The organism is Cryobacterium arcticum (genome assembly GCF_001679725.1).
Taxonomy (GTDB): Bacteria; Actinomycetota; Actinomycetes; order Actinomycetales; family Microbacteriaceae; genus Cryobacterium; species Cryobacterium arcticum_A.
The window spans coordinates 712,292-735,011 of record NZ_CP016282.1 but is presented as its reverse complement, the minus strand read 5'-3'; the positions used below and the strand labels follow the sequence as shown (position 1 = coordinate 735,011).

Genomic DNA, 22,720 nt, shown 5'->3' with positions numbered 1-22,720 from the left:
CGGAGTCTCACCATGTCCACCCCCATCGTTCTGCAAAAAGTGATCTTCCCGTCGTCGTCCGACCCCGACGTCGCGCCGCTCTACGTCGACCCCGACGAGTGGACCCAGATCGTCACCCCTGGCGCCGTCACCGGCCGCGGCCGCGGCGCCGCATCCGACGAGTCGACGCTGCAGCCGTTGCGCCTCACCCACCACAACGTCACGCCCATGCTCGACGGCCGTCGGGGCCTCAAGCCCGGCCTCGACAAGCGGGTCTCGCTGGGCACCTACTTCAACGCGTTCCCCGCCAGCTACTGGCGTCGCTGGACCAAGCTCACCGGCGTGCGCTTGAGCATCTCCACCACGGGCCCCGGTGACATCATCGTCTACCGCTCCAACGCACGTGGTGTGATCCAGGTGGTCGACTCCGCTCACGTAGAGGAGGCCGGCACGGTGGACTTCGACCTCGGCTTCGACTACTTCATCGACGGCGGCTGGTACTGGTTCGACCTGGTCTCGCGCGGCGAGGACTTCGCCCTCACCAGCGCCGAATGGCAGGCACCGCCCTCCGACGAGCCGGTCGGCCCGGAGCGCACCCTCACCATCGCGATCACCACACTCAACCGCACCGCCTACTGCCTCGAGCTGCTGGCCACCATCGCCACCGACGCGGACGTCTTGGCCGGACTCGACCAGATCCTCGTGGTCGACCAGGGCACGGACAAGATCCGCGAACACGCCCGGTACGCCGAGGTGGACGCCGCACTCGGCGGACGCCTGCGCGTCATCGACCAGGTCAACGCGGGCGGCTCCGGCGGGTTCTCCCGCGGGATGCTCGAGACCGTCGCGGCCGGAACCAGCGACTACGTGATGCTGCTGGACGACGACGTGGTCGTCGAGCCCGAGAGCATCCGCCGCGCCCTGGCCTTCGCCCGTCTGTGCACCGACCCGACCATCGTCGGCGGTCACATGTTCGACATGTTCGACAAGACCAAGCTGCACGCCTTCGCCGAGTCCATCGACACGTGGAACTTCATGTGGGGCCCGATCACGCCGTCGCGGCACGACTTCACCGCCATGAACCTGCGCCAGACCACCTGGCTGCACCAGCGCAACGACGTCGCCTACAACGGCTGGTGGATGAGCCTCATCCCGATCGAGATCATCCGTGAGGTCGGCCTGTCGCTTCCCGTGTTCATCAAGTGGGACGATGCCGAGTTCTCCCTGCGCGCCTCCGAGCACGGCTATTCCACCGTCAGCCTGCCCGGCGCGGCCGTATGGCACGTGTCCTGGGTCGACAAGGACGACTCCAGGGACTGGCAGGCGTTCTACCACGCCCGTAACCGTCTCGTCGCGGCCCTGCTGCACTCCCCGCATGCCAAGGGCGGGCGCCTGACCATCAGCAACCTGGCCTCCGACGTGCGGCACCTGCTGACCATGGACTACTACACGGTCAAGCTGCGCCAGCTGGCCTACGAGAGCGTCATGGCCGGACCGGACGCCCTGCACGGCGAGCTGACCACCCGGCTTCCCGCCATCCGCGCCCTGGCCGGCGACTACCCCGAATCGGCCCTCATCAAGGACCTCGGCCGCTTCGGCCGGTTCCCGATGACCAATCTCGTCGGCAGCGACGAGCCGCGCCCGAGCGGTCGCCAGCTCTACTCGTTCCTGATCAAGAGCTTCGTGCGGCACGGCCTCAAGAAGCCGCACCCGCAGGCCAGCGTCCGCCCGGACACCCACCTGCCCCGCACGGCGCCGTGGTGGACCGTGCCGAGCATGGACAGCGTGGTCATCACCAACGCCGAGGGATCAGGCGTGACCTGGCACATCCGCGACCGCGGCATGTTCCGGTCGCTGCTCTGGTCGAGCCTGACCCAGAACCTGCGCTTCCGCCGCCGGTGGAGCACGCTGAGTGAGACGTACCGCTCGCGTGAGCACGACCTCACGTCGCTGGAGTCCTGGACGTCGACGCTCGGACTCGGCCCGGTCGTCCCCGCGTCCGTTCCGGCAGCCGACACCGCTCCGGTTCCCGCCGAAAGCACCCGCGAATAGGGACGAGTCCCGCGCCGCGGCATACAGCTAGAATCACGGGTGGGCCCGTTGCCCCCTCCCGGTGAAACCCAGGCAGGCGACTCGATGATAGGACCCGCGTGACGCAAATCGCTCCAGTACCCGACCTCGACGGGTTCGTCCGGCCAGGTCAAGGGGCGGGACTGATCGACGTATTCCGCCGGCGGTACCTGCTGTCCCTGCTCGTGCGCAAAGAAGTGCAGGTGCGCTACCGCGGTTCGGTGCTGGGCTGGATGTGGTCCTACGTCAAGCCGATCACGCAGTTCCTGGTGTTCTTCGTGGCCCTCGGCGTGTTCCTGCAGCTCAACGGCAGTATCCCGAACTACCCCGTGTACCTGTTCTCGGGGCTCGTGGTGATCAACCTGTTCAGCGAGGCGTTCAGCAACGGCACCAAGTCCCTCGTCGACAACGCGCCCCTGATCAAGAAGATCTACCTGCCCCGGGAGCTGTTCCCGGTGTCGTCCACGCTTGTGGCCTTCATCAACTTCCTCCCCCAGGCCCTGGTGCTCGCGGTGGTCTGCGTGCTCACCGGCTGGCACCCGAATCTGGTGCAGGTGCTGGGCATCCTGCTCGGTGTCCTCATCATCGTGCTCCTGGCGATGGGGCTCAGCCTGTTCTTCGGCTCCATCAACGTCTCTTTCCGCGATGCGCAGAACTTCGTCGAACTGATCCTGCTCGTCGCGACCTGGGCCTCCCCCGTGCTGTACCAGTGGACGATGGTCGAGAAGATCCTGCCGGACTGGCTCATGGTGATCTACCAGCTCAACCCGGTCACGGCCGCGGTCGAGTTGTTGCACGCCGGCTTCTGGTACCCGACGACCGAGGGCCAGATCCCGATGCCGACCGGCCTGTGGTTCTACGGCCTCTGCGCACTGGTCACGGCGAGCGTCCTGCTCGTCGTCGGGCAGCTCGTCTTCCGCCGATTGGAGCGCCGCTTTGCCCAAGACCTCTAACGCCCAGGCCGAGGCGCAACCGCGCCTGGCGATCATCGCCTCAGACCTGAGTAAGACCTTCCTGCTCCGGCACACCCACTCCCTCAAGGAATCGGTCATCGCGGCGCTCCGCCGCAAGCCCATCTCCTCGAGCTTCAACGCCCTCGACGACGTGAGCTTCCGGATCAACACCGGCGAGTCCGTCGCGCTGCTCGGCTTCAACGGGTCGGGCAAGTCCACCCTGCTCAAGCTGATCTCCGGCGTTCTGCGCCCCGACCGCGGCGAGGTCCTCACCCGCGGCCGCGTCGCGGGCCTCATCGAGGTGGGCGCCGGGTTCCACCCCGACCTGTCCGGCCGGGAGAACATCTACCTCAACGCCGCCATCCTGGGCATGTCCCAGAAGGAGATCGACGCGCGCTTCGACGACATCGTCGAGTTCAGCGAGATCGCCAAGTTCATCGACACCGAGGTCAAGCACTACTCCTCCGGCATGTTCCTGCGGCTGGCGTTCTCCGTCGCGATCCACACCGAGGTCGACATCCTCCTCGTCGACGAGATCCTCTCGGTGGGTGACGAACCCTTCCAGCGCAAGTGCCTGGCCAAGATCCGCCAGCTGCACGCCGAGGGACGCACCCTCGTCGTGGTCAGCCACGACCTCGGCATGGTCGCCGACCTGTGCGAGCGCGGCATCCTGATCGACAAAGGCCGCGTCGTCTTCGACGGCGAATCGCACGAGGCCGTCGCGCGCATGCGCGCCCAGTAGCGACCACGCGCCACAGTCGCCTTCCGGCCGCACCGGTGTGTCGCGACGCACCCACTCGGCGGTAGCCGTCAGGACGCTCTCACACGCGTCGGCACGCTCGGCCCCGGCGCGTGGCCGTCGTCGCGCTCCCGGCGCCTGAGAGCGCCCTGGGGCGCCGCGCCGGGGTATCCGGCGGGGCATCCGGCGGTCTGCCCGCACCCCACCGGCCCACCGGGGACGTCGCGCCGTCGCGCCGGGGTGTCGGTGCCGTGGTACCGGCCCCGCATACACACAGAAGCGCGCCCCGACCGAAGTCGGGACGCGCTGTGTGTGATGCCCGGTTAGAGGGTGGCGGCCCCACCATCGGGCAGGGTCGACACCTCCGACGGGTTGACGGTGAAGATCTGCGGAACAGACCCGCCGTTCAGTGCCACCAGGTCGGACCAGGAGTTCACCGCGCGGCGCTGGCCACCGGCGAGGTAGTAGACCACGGAGGACGTGCTGGACTTGAGGAACACCCGGTCGAGTGGCGCACCGCCGGAGCGGTTGAGCAGGCCGCAGGCGTCACCGAGAGCGACAACCGGAAGCCCGTGCGGGTTACCGGCCGACACGGAGTACAGCGTGCCGCCCAGGCCGACATAGGTCGTTCCGGAGCAGGACACCGCGCGGCTGAGCGTGGCACCCGTGGTGCCGTAGGCGTTCAGCAGCTGATCGGGCACGACCCGGTAGGACCCGAGGCCCAGGGCGTCGCTGGTACCGAACGAGTCCAGTCGCAGCTTCTTGTCCAGACCGTCGGTCACCCACACCGTGGCATCCTGGTTCGACTTCACCAGCGAGTACGGGGCGACGACGCCGCCGGGCTGGGGCAGTCCCTGCACCGTGCCGCCGGCGAGGGCGGAGATGACCGGAGCTGACCCGTTGTTGAGGCGGAGCACGTCGTTCCAGCCCCACACGGGCCGGGCGGCGCCGCCGGTGAGCAGGTATACATCGGGCGAACCCGGCGTGAGCACGAACGCGGCCGACGCGATGGCGGCCCCGCCGGCGAAGGCGGCGCAGGTGGTTCCGTCGAGCCCGGTGACCGGGATGCCGGTTCCGTTGCTGTTCAGCGCCGAGAACGCCCCGCCGTGCACGAGTCCCTCTGTGCCGTTGCAGTTCGCGACGATGGTGAGGTCGGCGCCGGTGCGGGGGTAGCCGTTGATGGCGTTGTCGCTGAGGGTGCGGATGGAGTTCAGGCCGTACTCGGACAGGATCGCCATCGACGGGATGCGGATCCGGGATCCCCAGCCGTCGATCAGGAACACATCGCTCGACGACGCCGACTTGACCGCTGTCGCGGGCGTCGCCAGCACCCGGCCGACCGGGAACCGTTCCGCGGCGGAGTTGCGGATCGTGCCCACCCAGGGTGCGCCGCCGCCGTTCAGCCGCAGAACGCCGGCCCACTCGTCGACGGGGAACCGGGTCGCCGCGTTGAGGTAGTAGACGGTTGAACTGCCCGGCTGTACGACGAACGCCGAGACGTCACCGCTGGACGGGAGCTTGGCCCACTGGCCCGGCATCAGGTCGATCGCCGTGGAGCAGTTGTATCCCCAGTCCGAGACCTGGTTGCAGGTGCTGAAGCGGTGCCGGCTGTTCGCCTGAACCAGCGCGATCTCCCCGGTCAGCGGGTTGCGCACCAGCTCACTGGCGGCGGTTCCGGTGCTGTACCCGGCGAGATAGGAGGCGGGCACGTCGCGGTAGCTGCCCAGGTTGGCCAGGGCGTAGTACACGTCCATGGTCGGGATGGGGTACTTCGACGTTCCGGAGATGAGGAAGAGGCCGCCGCTGGATGTGTCGCGCACGATGGAGCTGCCGCTGTGGGTGTCACCGAACCAGTCGGTGAAGAGACGCCAGAAGTTGCGGTTGCCGTAGGACGAGCATCCGTCGCCGGTGCCGTACAGGTTGTTCAGCGCGGCATCGTTCGGACGGTACGGCGTGTACAGGTAGAGCCCGGCGGTGGCCTGGTTCTCGATGTAGACGTTGGAGGAGCCGCAGGAGGAGTTCGGGTTCCACTGGATGGTGTTCCAGCGGCCCGCGACGTAGCCGCGCGAACCCGGGTTGGCCTGGTACTTCTTGAACTGGTAGGCCGCATTGTAGAGCTGGTTGAAGAAGCCATAGTAGTTGGCGTCGCAGTCGGCGGTGTCCGGGCAGCCGTAGCCCACGGCCTTGCGGTACTGCAGGGAGGACGGCCAGGTGTCGCTGACCAGGCTCGTCTCCTTTTCGAGGAGCACGAGGAGCGCCTGCGGGTTGATCCCGCACGCGGCCGCGACCTTGGCGATGATCGTGGCGGCGGATTCACTGCCGGAACCGGGGTACGCGGCGCAGCCCTCGCTCTTGGCGCTCTGGCTGGCGGTGGCCTGGGAGTAGTCCTTCAGGCAGACGAAGCCGGACCGGCAGTTCGGCACCCGGGAATTCAGGAATCCCTGGATCTCGTTCGCCGTCATGGTGCCGGGGTTGTAGAACTCGGCGTCGCTGATGATGTTGCCGGGATTGAAGTCACCGGCGCTGGCGGCCTCAGCCGAATCCTGGCCCGTGGTGGCGCCGACGGTCAGCAGGCCCAGCACGAGGGCGAACACGCTCAGGATCGCGACGAGGTTGCGGGTGACCGGGCGCCGAATGACGCCGGCTCCCCGCTCTGGGTCGGGTCTGTACACGTGTGGCCTCGGCTATCTGGTCGGTGGTCGTGCGGCCAACCGCGGGAAACGCCCAACGAAAAGCCCTGAAACCAGCCCCCCACTGCACCAACCACGCCTCTGCGCACGTCTGACCACCCTAACGCCGAGTGCACGCCTGAGAAGGTCTACAGGTACCGGACGCGCCGGTCAGTCGGGGTCATTTGCGTAATTTCTCACGATGAAGCGGCGGTACGCCACCCGTCTGAGGGACACCGGGACGAAACGGTACCCGCCGCGCACGAGCACATTGCGGATGAACTGGCGACGGGTGACGAAACGGTCCTTGAGCAGGCTGCGCTGCAGGGCGATCTCGCTGCGGAACAGGGTGAGGCCACCGCGGCGGCCGTACGCCCCCGCATCCACCCGGTACATCACCAGTGGATCCGGCAGGTTCGCCACGAGCGCTCCGGCCTGGATCATCCGGGCGAACAACCAGTAGTCCTCCATCAGCGGAAGTTCCCGGTAGCCGCCGGCGCGCGCCACGACCGAGCGCCGGTACACGACCGTGGGGTGGTTGAAGGGGTCGTGGAAGCGCGCGGACACGACGATGTCGTCGGCGTCGGTGGGCGGGATCCGCTTGCCGAGCACCCGGCCGGCCTCATCGAATTCCAGCATTCCGGTGCCGACCAGGTCGAAGCCGGCCTCGATGACGGCCAGCTGCAGTTCGAACCGGGTCGGCAGCGAGATGTCGTCGGCGTCCATCCGGGCGACGACATCGTGGGCGCAGTGTCCGAGCCCGGTTTCCAGCGCACGGGCAAGGCCCACGTTGGCGGGCAGGCGCACATGGTTGACCGGAACGGGCGATGCGGCAGTCGCGGCGGCCACGGCGGCGGCCAGGTCGGTGCCGATGGGTCCGTCCTGCACGATCACGACGTCGCTGGGCCGCCGGCTCTGGTCGACCACGGTGCTGGCGAACGCCTTGGCGAAGTAGGCGGCCTTGTCTCCGGCGTAGACCGGGAGCAGGAGTGAGAACTCGGTGCCGGTCATGCCCGGGCCACCCCGGCTTCGCAGGCGGCGACGTCGTCGGAGGCCTCGCCCAGACCGGCCAGCGCCACAGTGTTGGGCCGCGGGCGGCTGCGGAATCCGTCGCGGAGGCCGCGGCGGAGGCCAGACACCAGGACCGGGCGGTTGGCGGAGGCGCGGAAGGTGCGCGCCCACCGGCGCACGGTCGATCCGGCGTAGAGCACCTTCTCGGCCGGGCTCAAGCCCCGGGCCAAGCGCAGCAGCCACACCTTGTTGCGCACCTCGTAGTAGAAGCGCTCGCCCGGGTCGATGTCGGTCGCGCCGAGCTTCACAGTCTTGTGCACGACGACGCTGGCGGGCACGAACAGGCCCCGGCTGCGGCGCAGGATGCGCGTGGAGAATTCGAAGTCGTCGTTCCAGATGAAGTAGTCGGCGATCGGCAGGCCGTGCCGGCGCACCGCGTCCGCGCGGACGAGCATCGACACGAACGACGAGCTCCGCACCGGAAGCGCCTCCCGTGCGGTCGCGGCGGCGCGTTCGCGCGACCCGACGAACGGCTTGACCCGTGGAGTGTTCATCGGGTGGTCCTGGCCGTCGGTCCAGACGACTCTGGAGCCCGCGATGGTGACCAGGGGGTCGTCGCCGACACTGCCGATGAGGGCCTCGAGGGCCGTCGGGGTGGGCACGGTGTCGTCGTCCATCAGCCAGACGAGGTCGGCGTGCTGGCGCATCACGGCCCGGGCCGCACCGATCGCGAAGCCGCCGGCGCCGCCGGTGTTGCGGGACACCGACACGAGGTCGGCGTACCCGAACCGGTCCCGCACGAGCGCGGCGGTGTCATCCGTTGAGGCGTTGTCGACCACCACGACCGCGTCGACCGGAACGGTCTGCGTGGCGAGGGCGTCGAGTACCTCGATGAGCAGGTCACGCCGGTTGTACGCCACCACGACCGCGACGGTGCGAGCCGCCGGCGTTCGGGTCATACCGCGACCTCGGGTGCGGGGACGCGGCTGGCGCGTGCCACGCGCACGATGCGGCCGTCGCCGTCGCGGCGGCGTCCGACCAGGCGCAGGATCGGCCAGCCGAGCAGGATCAGCAGCAGCAGCGCGGCCGCGGCGAGCTGGGCCGGGTAGCCGGGCGCGTAGAACGACACCGTCACGGTCTTGCCGAGCTGGTCGGCATCGAGGTCGACGCCGAGCAGGAAGGTGTCGACGGGTTCGGCGGACACCGTGCCGCCGTCCACCTGGTAGCCGGGCCACGGGATGCGGCTGAGCGCCACCTGGCCGCCGTCGGCGCCGATCTCGTCGACGCGGAACGACACGCCCATGGCGTCTTCCTTCAACACGGTGACCTGGGTGCCGTCGGAGGCCCAGACGACGGAGCCGGCTCCGGCGACGGGTTCGTCGCGCACGATCAGCCGGGTCTTGGCGGTGTCTTCGGCGACGTGCCAGCCCTCAGGGACAACCGACCAGTCCTTCTTGGGAACGACGGCCTTGACGGCCTGCACCGAGCTGACGCCCATCAGGTCGGCGACGGTCTTGCCGGTCTCGGGCATGGTGGTGAACAGGCGCGAGTACAGCGCACCGCAGGTGGAGCCGTTGTACTGCATGCAGGTGAGCGAGTTGTACGGCGTGTAATACACGGCGGAGTAGGCGTTCTGCACGTCTTCCTCGGTGACGTACCAGAGGTTGCCCACCAGGGTTTCGTCCCAGGCGCCCGGGGCGCCGAGGTCTCCGACGCCGCCGGCGATGATGACGTCACCCTCCGCGTTCTCGAGCTGCTGCTGGTAGTCGCTCACATCGTTGGGGACCCCGTAGTCGGGCAGCGGCGAGGTGGGCGAGGAGATGTGCTGCGGCACCAGCAGCAGCACGGTCAGGGCGATCGCGGCGCCGGCGACGACGGGGACGCCCCGCCCGGCCAGCCGGCCGGCGGACTCGCTGCCGAGCACCGGCAGTGGGCGGTCGCCGAGCACCCGGTAGGCCACCCACACCGCGGCCAGGATCACGACGGTGACCGCGGCGAGCACCTTGACGTACTGCGGGCCGGCGCTGAAGGTGAGGCCGGCGCCCAGCAGGACCAGGCCTCCCGCGACCAGGAACCGGTTGCGGCTGAGGACGGCCGGGCGGGCGTGCGACAGTGCGACGGCGACGAGCAGCAGCACAGCCAGGGTGAGGTACGGCATCATGCGCACCGGGAAGCGCAGCGGCCCGAAGTCGCTGGGCAGCAGCACTCCGACGAGCGCGGCGGTCAGCACGATCACGATGCTCAGCCGGCTCCGCAGCAGGTGGCGCAGGCGCGTCAGGTCCACGAACGCCAGCAGCGGCAGGAACCACGCGATGTACAGCAGCGGGGCGTAGGGGAACTGCGCGTTGAAGAACAGGATGCCGGGCGTGCCGACGGGGGTGCCGGAGGCGAACAGTCCGCTGAGGTTGACGGTGAGCAGGTCGGTGTTGCCCACCCCGCTCGTGCGGCCGGTGACCGGCGCGGTGAGCAGGCCAGGCAGGTGCACGATCACGGCGAAGCTGCCGGCGGCGAAGGCGAGCACGAACGCGCGCACGATGGAGGGCCGGTGCCGGGTGAGGAAGGCCTCGACGATGAGGGCACCCAAGGTCAGGGCCAGGAAGATCGTGGCGTGCGCGTAGCCGATCCCGACCAGCGCGATGCCGGAGAGGATCGGCAGGGTGGGCGACTTCGCCTGCAGCACGGCCCGGCGGGCGAGTACCCACGTCAGCGGCAGGAAGCTCCACGCCATCAAACCGTTGGCCCAGGAGGGCGCATCCATATACAGGGTGAAGCCGGCCAGCGGCGCAGCGACGGCGACAAGCGCAGCCCAGGGGCGGAGGGCCCCGAAGTTGCGCGCAAGGGCGTACACGCCGAGGCCGCCCAGAAGCAGGCAGAGCATCTTGATGACGGTGCTGAAGATCAGTGCGCTGCCGGCCAGGTGGGCGCCGATGCCCACCACCCAGAGGACCGGGCTGAGGATGCCCCAGGCGCCCTCTGCGAGGTAGTTGCCGGACTGCCAGACCCGCGGGTTGATCAGCGACCAGTCCAGGTCGAGCACCCGGCGACCGATCTCGTACCACTGCCCGAAGGCTCCGGATTGGCTGTCATCGACGTAGTAGAAACCGGGGTCGAAGAGCAGCGGGATGGACGCTCCCGCCAGGACCGCCACCACGACGAGAATGGGCCACACTATTTTGGACTGCACCAGAAGATTATCCCTCACGGTGCCTTCACAACCGCACGACGGGGGTCAGCCGGTATCGTGGTGGGGTAGTTTCCCACAACGAAACGAGCCATCACCTACATATGAGTACCAACTCGCTGCCTTCGGGCCCCACTCCTTCCAGCCAGGACGAACCCCTCGTCTCCATCGTGATCCCCGCGTACAACAACGCGGATTACCTGGACGACACCATGAAGTCGGTTCTCGGTCAGACCTACACCAACCTCGAGGTGATCGTCTCCGACCACGCGTCGACCGACGACACCTGGGCGGTCATGCAGCGCTACAGCTCCGACCCCCGGGTCACCCTGCTGCACACCGAGGGCGGCGGCGGGGCCTTGCGCAACTGGAACCGGGTGAGCCAGGCGGCCACGGGCGAGCTGATCAAGCTCGTCTGCGGCGACGATCTGCTCTACCCCACCATCGTTGCCCAGCAGGTGGCCGCCCTCGTGTCCACTCCCGGCGCTGTGCTCGCCGCCTCGCCGCGCGACATCGTCGACGCCAACGGCGTTCCGGTACTCAAGGACCGCGGCCTGGCCGGCCTGACCGGCGTGCACGACGGCACCGTCGCCGTGCGCAAGACCGTGACCCAGGGCACCAACATCTTCGGCGAGCCGGGCTGTGTGCTCATGCGCCGCAGCGTTCTCGAGAAGGTCGGCTGGTGGGATTCCCGCTGGCCCTACCTGATCGATGAGACCTCTTATTCCCTGGTACTTCTCGAGGGCAAGTTCGTCGGCGTTCCCGGCAGCCTGGCCGGATTCCGCATCTCCGACAGCCAGTGGAGCGTGCGGCTGGTCAACGAACAGGCCGAGCAGGCCATCGGCTTCCACAACTGGATGGCCCAGACCCGGCCCGACGTCGTCTCCGGCCTCGACCGGCGTATCGGCAACACCCGCGCCCGCATCATGGCCCAGGTGCGCCGGCTGGCCTACCTCTGGCTCGGCCGTCGCATGTCCAAGGCGGTGAAGGCGGATGCAGCAGCCTGAGCTCCCGGCTGACGAAACCGGCCGTGTGATAGGTTCTGAACCCGTGACACTCCCCTCTGCAGAACCCGACGTCGCCGACCACAGCATCTCGATCGTGATCCCCGTCTACCAGGGCGAACGCACCCTGGCCGCCGTGCTCGGCGAGATCGAACCGCTGACCCGGCTCAGCATCACCCCGGACGGTTACACCTTCCAGGTGGAAGAGGTTCTGCTGGTCTTCGACCACGGACCGGACAACTCCGCCTCGATCATCCGCGACATCACCGAACGCTACCCGTTCGCCCGCGGCATCTGGCTGAGCAAGAACTTCGGCCAGCACGCCGCCACCCTGGCCGGCATGGCCTCCTCCGGCGGAGACTGGATCGTCACCCTCGACGAGGACGGCCAGCACGACCCGCGCGCCATCGGCGGGATGCTGGACACCGCCATGCGGGAACAGGCCTCCGTCGTCTACGCCAAGCCCACCAATCCTGCCCCGCACGGCGCTCTCCGCAACGGTGCGTCCAAGGCCGCCAAGTACCTGCTCACCAAGCTCTCCGGCTCGGGTGCCGCCGCCGACTACCAGAGCTACCGGCTCATGCTCGGCAACATCGGCCGCAGCGTCGCCGCGTATGCCGGCAGTGGCGTGTACCTCGACGTCGCCATCGGCTGGGTCGCGGCCCGAGTCACGACGTCCCCGGTGGAACTGCGCGAGGAGGGCGAACGCAGCTCCGGCTACTCCGCCCGCCGGCTGTTCTCGCACTTCTGGCGCATGATCCTCACCACCGGCACCAGGGGGCTGCGGCTCGTCAGCGGCCTGGGCGTGATCTTCGCCCTCGTCGGTGTGGTCTTCGCCGTGGTCATCTTCATCCAGCGGCTCGCCGGCGACATCGCCATCCAGGGCTGGGCGTCGTTGAGCGTTCTCGTGCTGCTGAGCGCCGGGTTCATCCTGTTCTCGTTGGGCATCATCGCCGAGTACATCGGCATCAACGTGAACATGGCCATGGGCAAGCCGCCGTACCTGATCACGACCGACCCGGCGGATGGGCCTCTCGGGCGGACGCACAAAGCCGCGAAGTGACCACATACGCCTGGGTGATCGGGGCCCGCGGCCTGCTGGGCAGCGCCACCGCCGCCGCCATCGAGCGGCGCAACGGCTGGGTGCTGCTGCCCGCTGACCCCCTGCCCTGGGCCGACGATGCGGCGATGGCCGATGCAGCCGCGGCCACCGCCGAGCGGCTGCTGCGCACCGCCGCCACGGAGTCCGCCGACTGGGCCGTGCTCTGGCTGGCCGGAAACGCCGTCACCTCCACGCCCCCGGCCGCCATCGCGGCGGAGCTCGCCCAGCTCAGGCTGGTGCTTGACGCCGTGGCCCTGGCCGCCGGCGCGCACGGCACCGCCGCGCGCGGCGCGCTCTTCTATGCTTCCTCGGCCGGCGGCGTCTACGGCGGGTCGGCGCATCCGCCGTTCGACGAGACCAGCCTTCCGGTGCCGATCTCCGGTTACGGCCGGTTCAAGCTCGACGCCGAGGCGAGCCTGTTCGCCTTCTCCCGCGCATCGGGCGTCTCGGTCCTGGCCGGCCGGATCGCCAACCTCTACGGCCCCGGCCAGAAGCTCGGCAAGATGCAGGGGCTCATCTCGCATCTCGCGAAGGCGCAGTTCTCCCCCAAGCCGGCGTCGATCTTCGTTCCGTTGGAAACCATGCGCGACTACATCTACGTGCGCGACTGCGCCGAGCTTGTCGTGGACTGCGTCACCAGACTCCAGTCGGTGACCGCTTCCGGTGGCCGCACCGAGGCGATCAAGAACCTCGCCTCCGGCCAAGCCGTGACGATCAGCAACCTGCTCGGGCACATCCGCACCCTGGCCAAGAGCAAGCCCAACGTCATGCTCGGCTACTCCGCCGAGGCCTCCATGCAGGGCCTGGACCTGCGGATCACGTCGACAGTGTGGCCCGACCTGGACAAGCGCCAGCTCACCAGCCTGCCCGCCGGAATCAAGGCCACCATGGACGACGTGCTCGCGCACATCCAGTCCGGCGGCTGAGCCGCCCTCGCCCGCCAGCCGAACCGCCCGGCGGGAAGCATAATTCCGGCAGTTCTCCGCCGTTGGGGCATACTCCCGCGTGATTCCGGCATCCGCTGTGCCAGCCGGCGCGCAGTGCAGGAGTTATGCACACAGAAGGCCCCCTGGACGGCGTCCAGGGGGCCTTCTGCGGCAATTCGACGGGCTCTAGTCGGTGCTGAGCAGGCCCTTGAGGTACACGCCGTAGCCGCTCTTGGCGAGCGGGGCGGCGAGGCGGGCGAGCTGGGCGTCGTCGATCCAGCCGGCGCGCCAGGCGATCTCTTCGATGCAGCCGATCTTGTGGCCCTGGCGGTCTTCGATGACGCGCACGTATTCGCTGGCCTGCATCATGGATTCGAAGGTGCCGGTGTCCAACCAGGCGGTGCCGCGGTCCAGGACCTGCACGTGCAGGTTGCCCTGGTTGAGGTAGCGCTCGTTGACGGTCGAGATCTCCAGCTCGCCGCGGGCGGAGGGTTCGATGGACTTGGCGATCTCGACGACGGAGTTGTCGTAGAAGTACAGTCCGGGCACGGCGTAGTTGCTCTTGGGCTTGGCCGGCTTCTCCTCGATCGACACCGCGGTGAACGCGTCGTCGAACTCGACCACACCGTAGGCGGTGGGGTCGGAGACGTGGTACGCGAAGATCAGGGCGCCGTCGATGGCCGCGTTGTTGCGGAGGGCCGTTCCGAGCCCAGCGCCGTGGAAGATGTTGTCGCCGAGGACGAGGGCGACGCTGTCGTCGCCGATGAAGTCCTCACCGATGATGAACGCCTGCGCGAGGCCGTCCGGGGACGGCTGCACGGCGTACTCGATGTTGATGCCCAGGTCTGACCCGTCGCCCAGCAGCGCCTTGAACTGGTCGTTGTACTCCGGGGTGGTGATGATGAGGATGTCCTTGATGTCGGCCATCATCAACGTCGACAGCGGGTAGAAGATCATCGGCTTGTCGTAGATCGGCATCAGCTGCTTGGAGATGCCCTTGGTGATCGGCCACAGGCGGGTGCCCGATCCGCCGGCGAGAATGATTCCGCGCATGTCTAGTTCCGTTCGTTCAGCGAGTCGTAGTAGGCGCGGGCGGCGTCCCAGGTGGGAAGCAGTCCGCTCGCGGCGGCCTCGGCGAGGCTCGGGGCGTCGGTGTCCTTGGGCGAGAGCAGCAGCTCACCGGCCGACGAGGGGAAGACCAGGCCGACCTGCTCGTCGAGCGGGTTGATGCCGTGTTCGGCGCCGGCGCTGTAGGTCGAGGAGACCAGGTAGCTCACGGTGGCCTTGTCGGTCAGCGCGACGAACGCGTGGCCGAGGCCCTCGGCGAGGTACACGGCCTTGCGGTCCACGTCGTCCAGCAGCACCGAGTCCCACTGGCCGAAGGTGGGCGAGCCCACCCGGATGTCGACGATGAAGTCGATGATCGCACCGTGCGTGGCGGTGACGTACTTCGCCTGCCCCGGCGGGATGTCGGCGAAGTGGATGCCGCGCACCACACCGCGGCTGGACACGCTCGTGTTCGCCTGGCGCAGGTCCAGCGGGTGCCCGACCACCTCGGAGAGCTTGTCGAAGCGGTACCACTCGAGGAAGACCCCCCGGTCGTCCCCGAACTGCTTCGGGGTCACCTCGTAGGAATCGGGGACGGAGAGTTCGCGAATCTGCACGGTTGCCAGCCTAGCAATGTGCGTCCAGTACAATCGCGTAGGCCCTTTACGCAAACGGAATGGTTACCTCTCTATGAAGATCCTCGTTACCGGCGGCGCCGGTTTCATCGGTTCGAACTTTGTTCGCCGCACCCTGCAGGACGCCTACCCGGGCCTGGAAGGCGCTGAGGTGGTCGTTCTCGACGCCCTCACCTACTCCGGGAACCTGGAGAACCTGGCCCCCGTGGCCGACTCCCCCCGGTACTCCTTCGTGCAGGGCGACATCCGTGACGGTGCCCTGCTCGACACCCTCTTCCCCGGCCTGGACGCCGTGGTGCACTTCGCTGCGGAGTCCCACGTGGACCGCTCCGTGCGCGACGCGTCGATCTTCGTCGAGACCAACGTGCTCGGCACCCAGCAGCTGCTCGACGCGGCGCTGCGCAACGACCTGCCTCGGTTCGTGCACGTGTCCACCGACGAGGTCTACGGCTCCATCGCCGAGGGTTCCTGGAACGAGGAGCGGGCCCTCGAGCCCAACTCCCCGTACTCCGCGTCGAAGGCCGGCAGCGACCTGCTCGCCCGCAGCTACCACCGCACCCACGGCCTGAACGTGTCGATCACACGCTGCTCGAACAACTACGGCCCGTACCACTTCCCCGAGAAGGTCATCCCGCTGTTCGTGACCAACCTCATCGACGACCTGCACGTCCCCCTCTACGGCGAGGGCAACAACATCCGCGACTGGCTGCACGTGGACGACCACACCCGCGCCATCGCCATGGTGCTGGTCAAGGGCCGCGCGGGCGAGATCTACAACATCGGCGGCGGCACCGAGCTGACCAACGTCGAGCTCACCCAGCTGCTCCTCGACGCGACCGGCAAGGACTGGTCCTACGTCGACCGCGTCGCCGACCGCCTCGGCCACGACCTGCGCTACTCCGTGGACATCTCCAAGATCCAGGCCGAACTCGGCTACTCGCCCGAGGTGCCGTTCGCCCAGGGCCTGGCCGACGTCGTGCAGTGGTACCGCGACAACCGCTCCTGGTGGGAACCGCTCAAGGCCCGCGCGGCGCTGAGCTAGCATGACCCGCTATCTGATCGCCGGGGCGGCCGGGATGCTCGGCCGCGATCTGCAGACGGCCCTCGCCGGACGCGACGTGACGGCCGTTGACCGCACCGAACTCGACATCACCGACCTCGCGGCAGTCCGCGAGGCGGTGACCGGGTTCGACGTGATCATCAACGCCGCCGCGTACACCGCGGTCGACGCGGCCGAGGAGCACGAGGCCGACGCCTACCTGGTGAACGCCATCGGCCCGCGCAACCTGGCGATCGGCTCGAACGCTGTCGGCGCCAAGCTCGTACAGATCTCCACCGACTACGTCTTCGACGGCACCGGCACAAGCCCGTACCCCGAGGACACCGCGATCGACCCGATCAACGCGTACGGTCGCACCAAGGCCGCGGGCGAGCAGTTCGTGCTCACCGAGAACCCGGCGGCCAGCTACATCGTGCGCACGGCCTGGCTCTATGGCGCCCACGGGCCCAACTTCGGCCGCACCATGCTCACCCTCGCTGCGGGCCGCGACACCGTCTCGGTGGTCGCCGACCAGTTCGGCCAGCCCACCTGGACCGTCGACCTGGCCGCGCAGATCGTGGCCCTGCTCGACGCGGATGCCCCCGCCGGGATCTACCACGGCACCAACGCCGGGCAGACCTCCTGGTTCGGCTTCGCCCAGGCTGTGTTCGAGAGCGCCGGCCTGGACTCCGAGCGAGTACTGCCCACGGACAGCACCACGTTCGTGCGCCCCGCCGCCCGGCCGTCCTACTCGGTGCTCGGGCACGACGCCTGGGCCGCAGCCGGCCTGACCCCGATGCGCGACTGGACCGAAGCGCTCACCGAGGCCGCCGGCCGCGGCGCCTTCGACCCGTCATGATCACCCTCCGGGTCGTCGTGGACCAGCTGATCTCGCCCGTTCCGGGCGGGCTCGGCCGGTACACCGAGGAACTCACCCGGTCGCTGATCAGCACGGCACCGACGGACTGCGCGGTCGAAGGCATCGTCTCGGCCAGCAGCGCCGAGAACTACGCCCAGATCGAAGCCGCCCTGCCCGGGCTGGCCGGCCTGCACAAGATGGCGCTGGCCCGCCGCGAGCTGTCCGCCGCCTGGCAACTGGGCGTAGCCACCTCGGCGGGCCACGGCCTCGTGCACGCCCCCGGACTGTTCGCACCGCTCCGCCGCCACGACCGGGCCAGGGACGAGACGCAGGTGGCCGTAACGGTGCACGACGTGCTCGCCTGGACGCATCCGGAGTCGCTCACCCCCACCACCGTGGCCTGGACCAAGGTGATGCTCAAGCGCGCCCGCAAGCACGCCGATGCCATCGTGGTGCCCAGCCACGCCCTCGCCGATCAGCTTCGGGAGGTCATGGACTTCGGTGACCGGGTGCGCGTCATCGGTGGCGCCGTCAGCAGCGGACTGACCCTCCCCACCAATTCGGCCGCGGCAGAGGCCCTGGCGGTGTCCCTGAAGCTCCCCGACCAGTACATCCTCACCGCGGGTACCCTCGAGCCGCGCCGTGCCGTCACGGCCCTCATCACGGCCCTGGGCCTTCCGGGCGCCGCCGACCTGCCGCTGATCGTCCTCGGCCCCGATTCCTGGGGCGATCTCACGCTGGCGTCGGTCGCCGACGAGGCGGGCCTTGCGCCCGACCGGGTGCGGGCGATGCACGGGCTGACCGACCAGGAACTCGCGCTCGTCATGAGCCGAGCGTCGGTGTTCGTCTACCCGAGCTTGGAGGAGGGCTTCGGTCTGCCCATCATCCAGGCGTTCCAGTTCGGCACCCCGGTCATCCACTCCGACGCCCCCGCCCTGGTCGAGGCCGCCGGCGACGCGGGTTTCGCCGTGGAGCGCGGCGACGCGGCCGGCTACCCCGAGCGGCTGAGCGCGGCACTGGAGCGTGTGCTCGGCGACACCGAGCTCGCCACCCGTCTGCGCATCTTCGGCAGCGACCGGGCCAAGGCCTTCACCTGGCGCGACACCGCCGAGCGGGTCTGGCAGCTGCACGCCGACCTCTGAGCCAGCGCGTCTGCGCTGATCGGCCGCGAACGGCGGCCGCTTCAGCACCGACCCAACGCGGATGCGTCAGCCGCGACCTCAGGGTGCGGGCGTCTCCACGACCGGGTTGAGCGCCGCATCGATGAGTCCGGCGATGTAGCCGTAGTCGGGGTCGGTGGGATCGACGCCGTTGTCCGGCACCAGTTCGACGGCGCCCACCGGCAGTTCCTTGGTCTTGGCCGCGAGGGTGGTGAAGTAGCCGAGCATGCCCTGGGGCACATCGGTCTTGACTACCTCTTCGCCGGCCTGCGCCACACCCTGGAACTTGGTGAGCACGTTCGCCGGGTTGAACTGCTTGAGGATGGCTTCCTGCAGGACCCGCTGGCGGGACATCCGGTCGTAGTCGCTCGAGCCGTGCCGGGCGCGGCCGTACCAGAGGGCGGTGAAACCGTCCATGTGCTGCTGTCCGGCTTCCACCCAGCCCTCGACGTCGCTGAGGTCGTCTTCCTGGCCGCCGATGGGCAGTCGTTCCGCCACGTTGATGTCGACGCCGCCGAGGGCGTCGATGAGCTGGGCGAAGCCCTGCATGTCGATCAGGACGTAGTACTGGATCGTCAGGCCGGTGACGCCGCTGGCGGCGTCACGCATGGCCTCGATGCCCGGTTCGCTGCCCTCCGCGACCGCGTCGGGGTACATGTCCGGGCTCTTGAGCTCGACCTCGGTGTAGATCGAGTTGAGCTGGCAGACGTCCACGTCGCAGGTGTCGTTGTAGCCGTAGCCGTCCGGGTAGGACGCGTAGAGCGGGGAGTCCTCCGGGAACGGCACGTTCTCGAGGTCGCGGGGCAACCCGATGATGTCGGCCTTGCCGGTCTCGGCGTCGATGCTCACCACGGAGGTGCTGTCGGGGCGCATGCCCAGACGGTCCGCGCCGGCGTCGCCGCCGAGCAGCAGAATGTTGTAACGGCCGTCGACGGGAGGTTCGGAGGGGCCGGCGGCGAAGACGGAGGAGAGGAATCCGCTCGTCGTGGTGGCGAAGTAGGCGCCGTACCCGGCACTGCCGGCGACCGCGACCATGGCCACGGTGGCCAGGCCGGCGATGAACGGCCGCACCTTGGGCCGCGCCTTGATGAGCCGGATCAGGCGCATGGTGTCGAAGGTCAGGATCATCCACACCACGGCGTAGAACACCAGCGCGATGGCCAGCACCCAGAGGGCGATGGAGTTGGTGGCGATCGTGAGCAGAATCTCAGGATTCACGGCGTAGACGATCGCGGCGACCACGGCCACGACCAGCAGGGTCAGGGTGGCGCGCAGGCCGAACCGGCCGAGCTTCCGGCTGCCGGCGAGCACCTGCACGGACCCCGGGATGACGATGTTGAGCACCACGAGCCACCAGGCCCGGCGGGTCATGACCTGGCTGGAGCCGGTGTTCGGGTACCGGATCGGGCTGCTGGCCTGACTCATAGTTTCGCTTGCAGGGCCGTGTTCTTCTGCTCCACCTGCTCGGCCAGGTCTGCGGCGTAGCCTTCCAGCTTGAGACGCAGGGAGTCATCGGCCGTGGCCAGGATCTTCACGGCGATCAGCGCCGCGTTGCGGGCGCCGCCGATCGACACCGTCGCCACCGGAACGCCCGCGGGCATCTGCACGATCGACAACAGGGAGTCGAGGCCGTCCAGGCGGCCCAGCGGAACGGGAACGCCCACGACGGGCAGGGTGGTCACCGCGGCGAGCATGCCCGGCAGGTGGGCCGCGCCGCCGGCGCCGGCGATGATCACCTTGAGGCCGCGGGCGTGCGCCTCCTGGCCGTACCGGATCATCTTCTCCGGGGTGCGGTGCGCCGAGACGACCTGCACCTCGTGGGCCACGCCGAAGTCGGTCAGCAGTGCCGCGGCGTCGCTCATGACGTTCCAGTCGGAGTCGGATCCCATCACGACGCCGACGAGGACGTCGGGCGGGGAAACGGGCTCGGGGGCTGTCGTCGAGTGGTTGTCTGGCACGGAGATGATCTTAGGCTTCAGTCCTGGAAAAACGCCGCAGTGGCACGCGCCTGGTAGGTGACCGAGTCCAAATCCGCGCCGGATGCCGTGACGTGCCCGATTTTGCGCCCCGGACGAGGGTCCTTGCCGTAGTTGTGCACCTTCACCAGCGGCTGCTCGGCGAACGCGGCCGGGTACCGGTCGGCCATGCTGCCCTCGGCTGGGCCGCCGAGGACGTTCACCATCACGGACCACGGTTCGCGCAGGCCCGTTCCGCCCAGCGGCAGGTCGAGCACGGCACGCAGGTGCTGCTCGAACTGGCTGGTGACGGCCCCGTCGATCGACCAGTGGCCGCTGTTGTGCGGGCGCATGGCGAGCTCGTTGACGAGCAGGCGGCCGTCCGTGGTCTCGAAGAGTTCGACGGCGAGCACGCCGGTGACGCCGATGCCTTCTGCGACCCGTTCGGCGATGTCGGCGGCCACGTCGCTCAGCCGGCCCGCTGACTTCGGTGCGGGGGCGATGACCTCGGCGCAGACGCCGTCCAACTGCACGGTCTCCACCACGGGCCAGATCGCGATCTCCCCGGACGGGCGCCGGGCCACGACCTGGGCGAGTTCCCGGCGGAAGTCGACGAGCTCCTCCACCAGGAGGGCGCCGGCATTGCCGTCTTCGGCGAGCGCGAGGAACCAGTCGTCGGCCTCGTGGGCGTGCTGCACGACCCGGACGCCCTTGCCGTCGTAGCCGCCGCGGGCCGTTTTGACGACCGCACGGCCGCCGTGGTCGGCCAGGAAGGCGGCGAGTTCGTCGGCGTCCTGCACACGCGCCCAGTCGGGAACGGGAAGCCCGAGTTCGGTGAGCCGTTCGCGCATGAGGAGCTTGTCCTGGGCGTAGAGGAGCGCATCCGGACCCGGGTGCACGCTCACCCCGCGCGCGACGAGCTCACGCAGCACAGCCTGCGGAACATGTTCGTGGTCGAAGGTGATGACGTCGACGGTGTCGGCGAAGGCCAGCACGGTGTCCAGGTCGCGGTAGTCCCCCACCGACACCGCGGCGAGCGCGGCGGACATCCCATCCGCCTCGGCGAGCACCCGCAGGTCCAGGCCCAGGTTCACCGCGGCGGGGATCATCATGCGGGCCAGCTGGCCTCCGCCGATCACACCAACGATCGTGCTCATCTGTTCACCAATTTCTGTGCGAGCGTTCATCCAGAGGGCTACGAACTCCCAGGATGGGAAATATGTCGCGTCGTAGACTGCGAAAGAAGCGCGTTATCCCGCTCCACCTTCTATTTTGACCTATCTTTCGGACGGAAGCATGCCGAGAATGACGCCCCGCAGACACCGACTCTTCGCGTTCGCCGCGCAGCTTGCCAAGTTCGGCATGGTCGGACTCGTGGGCTTCGCCGTCGACGTGACGGTGTTCAACCTGCTGCGCTCGACGATCTTCTCGCCGGAGAACCTGGACTCCGGGCCGATCTGGGCCAAGGTCGTCTCGACGGTCCTCGCGATCCTGGCCAACTGGGTGGGCAACCGGTACTGGACCTTCTCGAAGAACCGGCAGTCGCAGACGCTGCGCGAGGGGCTGGAGTTCTTCTTCGTCAGCTTCATCGGCATGGGCATCGGCCTGGCCTGCCTGTGGGTGAGCCACTACGTGCTCGGCTACACCAGCGTCGTCGCCGACAACATCTCGTCCAACGTGGTCGGGCTCCTGCTCGGTGCCGCATTCCGGTTCGTGCTCTACCGCTACTGGGTGTTCGCCCCCGACCGGCGCACCCGGGTCACCGCACCGGCCACGGCGCCGGTGTCCGGTCCCGTCCCGGCCACGACGGGTTCGTTACGGCTGGCGACCCGTCCAGAAAGCTGATTCCTCACCGAACGCCGACTGTTCCTGACGTCTGGTGCTCATCACGGTCTGCGAGCGTTCCATGAGGTCCTGCAGAACACGCTGCAGCAGCCCGGCATCGGGCACATCGCGCAGCAGCAGCGGATGCTCCAGGCCGGAGTTGATCCGCACGGTGCCCGACCGGAACAGCGACTGCAGCCAGGTGCGCTGCACACTGACGTCGTAGCCGCGGCTGTGCAGCAGCTCCTGGCGCACGTGCACGAAGATGCCGTGCACCACGATGAGGCGCCGGGTGGTCACGGTGTAACGCCGGGTGAGCCAGGCGATCAGCGGGATCAGCCAGAGCAGCACCACCACGAGGGCGGCGCCGACCAGCACCAGCACGTTCTCCCAGGGCTCCGCGAAACTGCCGTAGAAGTAGCCGGTGGCACCGCACACCCCGATCAGGATGAGTGTGGGCCAGAAGAGCACACGGGCGTGCGAGCGCAGCCGGGCCACGACCACCTCGGGTGGGGCGGCCGCCGGCGCGGCACCGGGGGGCGTGCTGGCTGGGTTGGTCATAACCCA

20 protein-coding genes are annotated in these 22,720 nt (G+C 68.7%); 10 read left to right on the top strand and 10 right to left on the bottom strand.

The features are described 5' to 3' along the window. The first annotated feature begins 12 nt into the window (after positions 1 to 12). The 3 genes from PA27867_RS03210 (at position 13) to PA27867_RS03200 (ending at position 3,744) form a co-directional block, all read left to right on the top strand. Positions 13 to 2,031 (top strand): glycosyltransferase, encoded by a 2,019-nt coding sequence (locus PA27867_RS03210; protein ID WP_066593096.1) that lies wholly within the window; start codon positions 13 to 15, stop codon positions 2,029 to 2,031. Positions 2,032 to 2,129: 98 nt separating this feature from the next. Further along, entirely contained in the window at positions 2,130 to 3,002 is an 873-nt protein-coding gene (locus PA27867_RS03205; RefSeq protein WP_066593093.1) for an ABC transporter permease, read from the top strand. Beyond that, positions 2,986 to 3,744 carry an ABC transporter ATP-binding protein gene (locus PA27867_RS03200; RefSeq protein ID WP_066593090.1) on the top strand — a complete coding sequence of 253 codons (759 nt, stop codon included), beginning with the start codon at positions 2,986 to 2,988 and terminating at the stop codon, positions 3,742 to 3,744. Before PA27867_RS03205 ends, PA27867_RS03200 begins: the two co-directional genes overlap by 17 nt. A gap of 320 nt (positions 3,745 to 4,064) precedes the next feature. Here the strand turns inward: PA27867_RS03200 and PA27867_RS03195 are convergent, their stop codons facing one another. The 4 genes from PA27867_RS03195 to PA27867_RS03180 form a co-directional block, all read right to left on the bottom strand. Then, positions 4,065 to 6,413: a hypothetical protein gene (locus tag PA27867_RS03195; RefSeq protein WP_066593088.1), complete on the bottom strand. Its 2,349-nt coding sequence runs from the start codon at positions 6,411 to 6,413 to the stop codon at positions 4,065 to 4,067. Between the two features lie 168 nt (positions 6,414 to 6,581). Further along, on the bottom strand, positions 6,582 to 7,421 hold the full coding sequence (locus tag PA27867_RS03190; RefSeq protein ID WP_066593084.1) for a glycosyltransferase: 840 nt from the start codon (positions 7,419 to 7,421) through the stop codon (positions 6,582 to 6,584). Next, positions 7,418 to 8,380: a glycosyltransferase gene (locus PA27867_RS03185; RefSeq protein ID WP_066593077.1), complete on the bottom strand. Its 963-nt coding sequence runs from the start codon at positions 8,378 to 8,380 to the stop codon at positions 7,418 to 7,420. The genes PA27867_RS03190 and PA27867_RS03185 overlap by 4 nt, the downstream gene beginning before the upstream one ends. Next, positions 8,377 to 10,605, bottom strand: coding sequence for a hypothetical protein (locus PA27867_RS03180; protein ID WP_208857294.1), 2,229 nt, complete (start codon positions 10,603 to 10,605; stop codon positions 8,377 to 8,379). The genes PA27867_RS03185 and PA27867_RS03180 overlap by 4 nt, the downstream gene beginning before the upstream one ends. 101 nt (positions 10,606 to 10,706) lie before the next feature. Between PA27867_RS03180 and PA27867_RS03175 the strand changes: the two genes are divergently transcribed. Genes PA27867_RS03175 through PA27867_RS03165 form a run of 3 tightly spaced genes read left to right on the top strand, consistent with a single transcriptional unit; the run spans position 10,707 to position 13,634 of the window. Next, the gene (locus tag PA27867_RS03175; RefSeq protein WP_066593072.1) at positions 10,707 to 11,609 is read left to right on the top strand and encodes a glycosyltransferase family 2 protein; all 903 of its coding nucleotides are present in this window, start codon (positions 10,707 to 10,709) and stop codon (positions 11,607 to 11,609) included. 43 nt (positions 11,610 to 11,652) lie between these two features. After that, positions 11,653 to 12,669, top strand: a complete 1,017-nt coding sequence (locus PA27867_RS03170) for a glycosyltransferase (protein ID WP_236900816.1) — start codon at positions 11,653 to 11,655, stop codon at positions 12,667 to 12,669. Then, positions 12,666 to 13,634 carry an NAD-dependent epimerase/dehydratase family protein gene (locus tag PA27867_RS03165; protein ID WP_066593069.1) on the top strand — a complete coding sequence of 323 codons (969 nt, stop codon included), beginning with the start codon at positions 12,666 to 12,668 and terminating at the stop codon, positions 13,632 to 13,634. The genes PA27867_RS03170 and PA27867_RS03165 overlap by 4 nt, the downstream gene beginning before the upstream one ends. A gap of 186 nt (positions 13,635 to 13,820) precedes the next feature. Here the strand turns inward: PA27867_RS03165 and rfbA are convergent, their stop codons facing one another. Continuing rightward, positions 13,821 to 14,687, bottom strand: a complete 867-nt coding sequence (gene rfbA, locus PA27867_RS03160) for a glucose-1-phosphate thymidylyltransferase RfbA (RefSeq protein WP_066593067.1) — start codon at positions 14,685 to 14,687, stop codon at positions 13,821 to 13,823. A 2-nt stretch (positions 14,688 to 14,689) separates the two neighbouring features. After that, complete coding sequence (locus PA27867_RS03155; protein ID WP_066593064.1) at positions 14,690 to 15,298, bottom strand: dTDP-4-dehydrorhamnose 3,5-epimerase family protein; 609 nt, start codon at positions 15,296 to 15,298, stop codon at positions 14,690 to 14,692. A 73-nt stretch (positions 15,299 to 15,371) separates the two neighbouring features. Between PA27867_RS03155 and rfbB the strand changes: the two genes are divergently transcribed. Genes rfbB through PA27867_RS03140 form a run of 3 tightly spaced genes read left to right on the top strand, consistent with a single transcriptional unit; the run spans position 15,372 to position 18,356 of the window. After that, positions 15,372 to 16,358, top strand: coding sequence for a dTDP-glucose 4,6-dehydratase (rfbB, locus tag PA27867_RS03150; RefSeq protein WP_066593061.1), 987 nt, complete (start codon positions 15,372 to 15,374; stop codon positions 16,356 to 16,358). A gap of 1 nt (position 16,359) precedes the next feature. After that, positions 16,360 to 17,214 (top strand): dTDP-4-dehydrorhamnose reductase, encoded by an 855-nt coding sequence (gene rfbD / locus PA27867_RS03145; RefSeq protein ID WP_066593059.1) that lies wholly within the window; start codon positions 16,360 to 16,362, stop codon positions 17,212 to 17,214. After that, positions 17,211 to 18,356 carry a glycosyltransferase family 4 protein gene (locus PA27867_RS03140; RefSeq protein ID WP_066593055.1) on the top strand — a complete coding sequence of 382 codons (1,146 nt, stop codon included), beginning with the start codon at positions 17,211 to 17,213 and terminating at the stop codon, positions 18,354 to 18,356. Before rfbD ends, PA27867_RS03140 begins: the two co-directional genes overlap by 4 nt. A 78-nt stretch (positions 18,357 to 18,434) precedes the next feature. Here the strand turns inward: PA27867_RS03140 and PA27867_RS03135 are convergent, their stop codons facing one another. The 3 genes from PA27867_RS03135 to PA27867_RS03125 form a co-directional block, all read right to left on the bottom strand. Next, positions 18,435 to 19,799, bottom strand: coding sequence for an LCP family protein (locus tag PA27867_RS03135; RefSeq protein WP_066593052.1), 1,365 nt, complete (start codon positions 19,797 to 19,799; stop codon positions 18,435 to 18,437). Beyond that, a complete protein-coding gene (gene purE / locus PA27867_RS03130; protein ID WP_066598925.1) occupies positions 19,796 to 20,263 on the bottom strand; it encodes a 5-(carboxyamino)imidazole ribonucleotide mutase in 468 nt (155 codons plus the stop codon). The genes PA27867_RS03135 and purE overlap by 4 nt, the downstream gene beginning before the upstream one ends. An 86-nt stretch (positions 20,264 to 20,349) precedes the next feature. Beyond that, positions 20,350 to 21,516, bottom strand: a complete 1,167-nt coding sequence (locus PA27867_RS03125) for a 5-(carboxyamino)imidazole ribonucleotide synthase (RefSeq protein WP_084020618.1) — start codon at positions 21,514 to 21,516, stop codon at positions 20,350 to 20,352. A 118-nt stretch (positions 21,517 to 21,634) separates the two neighbouring features. On the opposite strand from PA27867_RS03125, the gene PA27867_RS03120 reads away from it, so the two are divergent. Continuing rightward, positions 21,635 to 22,174, top strand: coding sequence for a GtrA family protein (locus tag PA27867_RS03120; protein ID WP_066593041.1), 540 nt, complete (start codon positions 21,635 to 21,637; stop codon positions 22,172 to 22,174). Here the strand turns inward: PA27867_RS03120 and PA27867_RS03115 are convergent. After that, complete coding sequence (locus PA27867_RS03115) at positions 22,145 to 22,714, bottom strand: PH domain-containing protein (RefSeq protein ID WP_236900815.1); 570 nt, start codon at positions 22,712 to 22,714, stop codon at positions 22,145 to 22,147. The genes PA27867_RS03120 and PA27867_RS03115 overlap by 30 nt on opposite strands. Between the last annotated feature and the right edge of the window lie 6 nt (positions 22,715 to 22,720).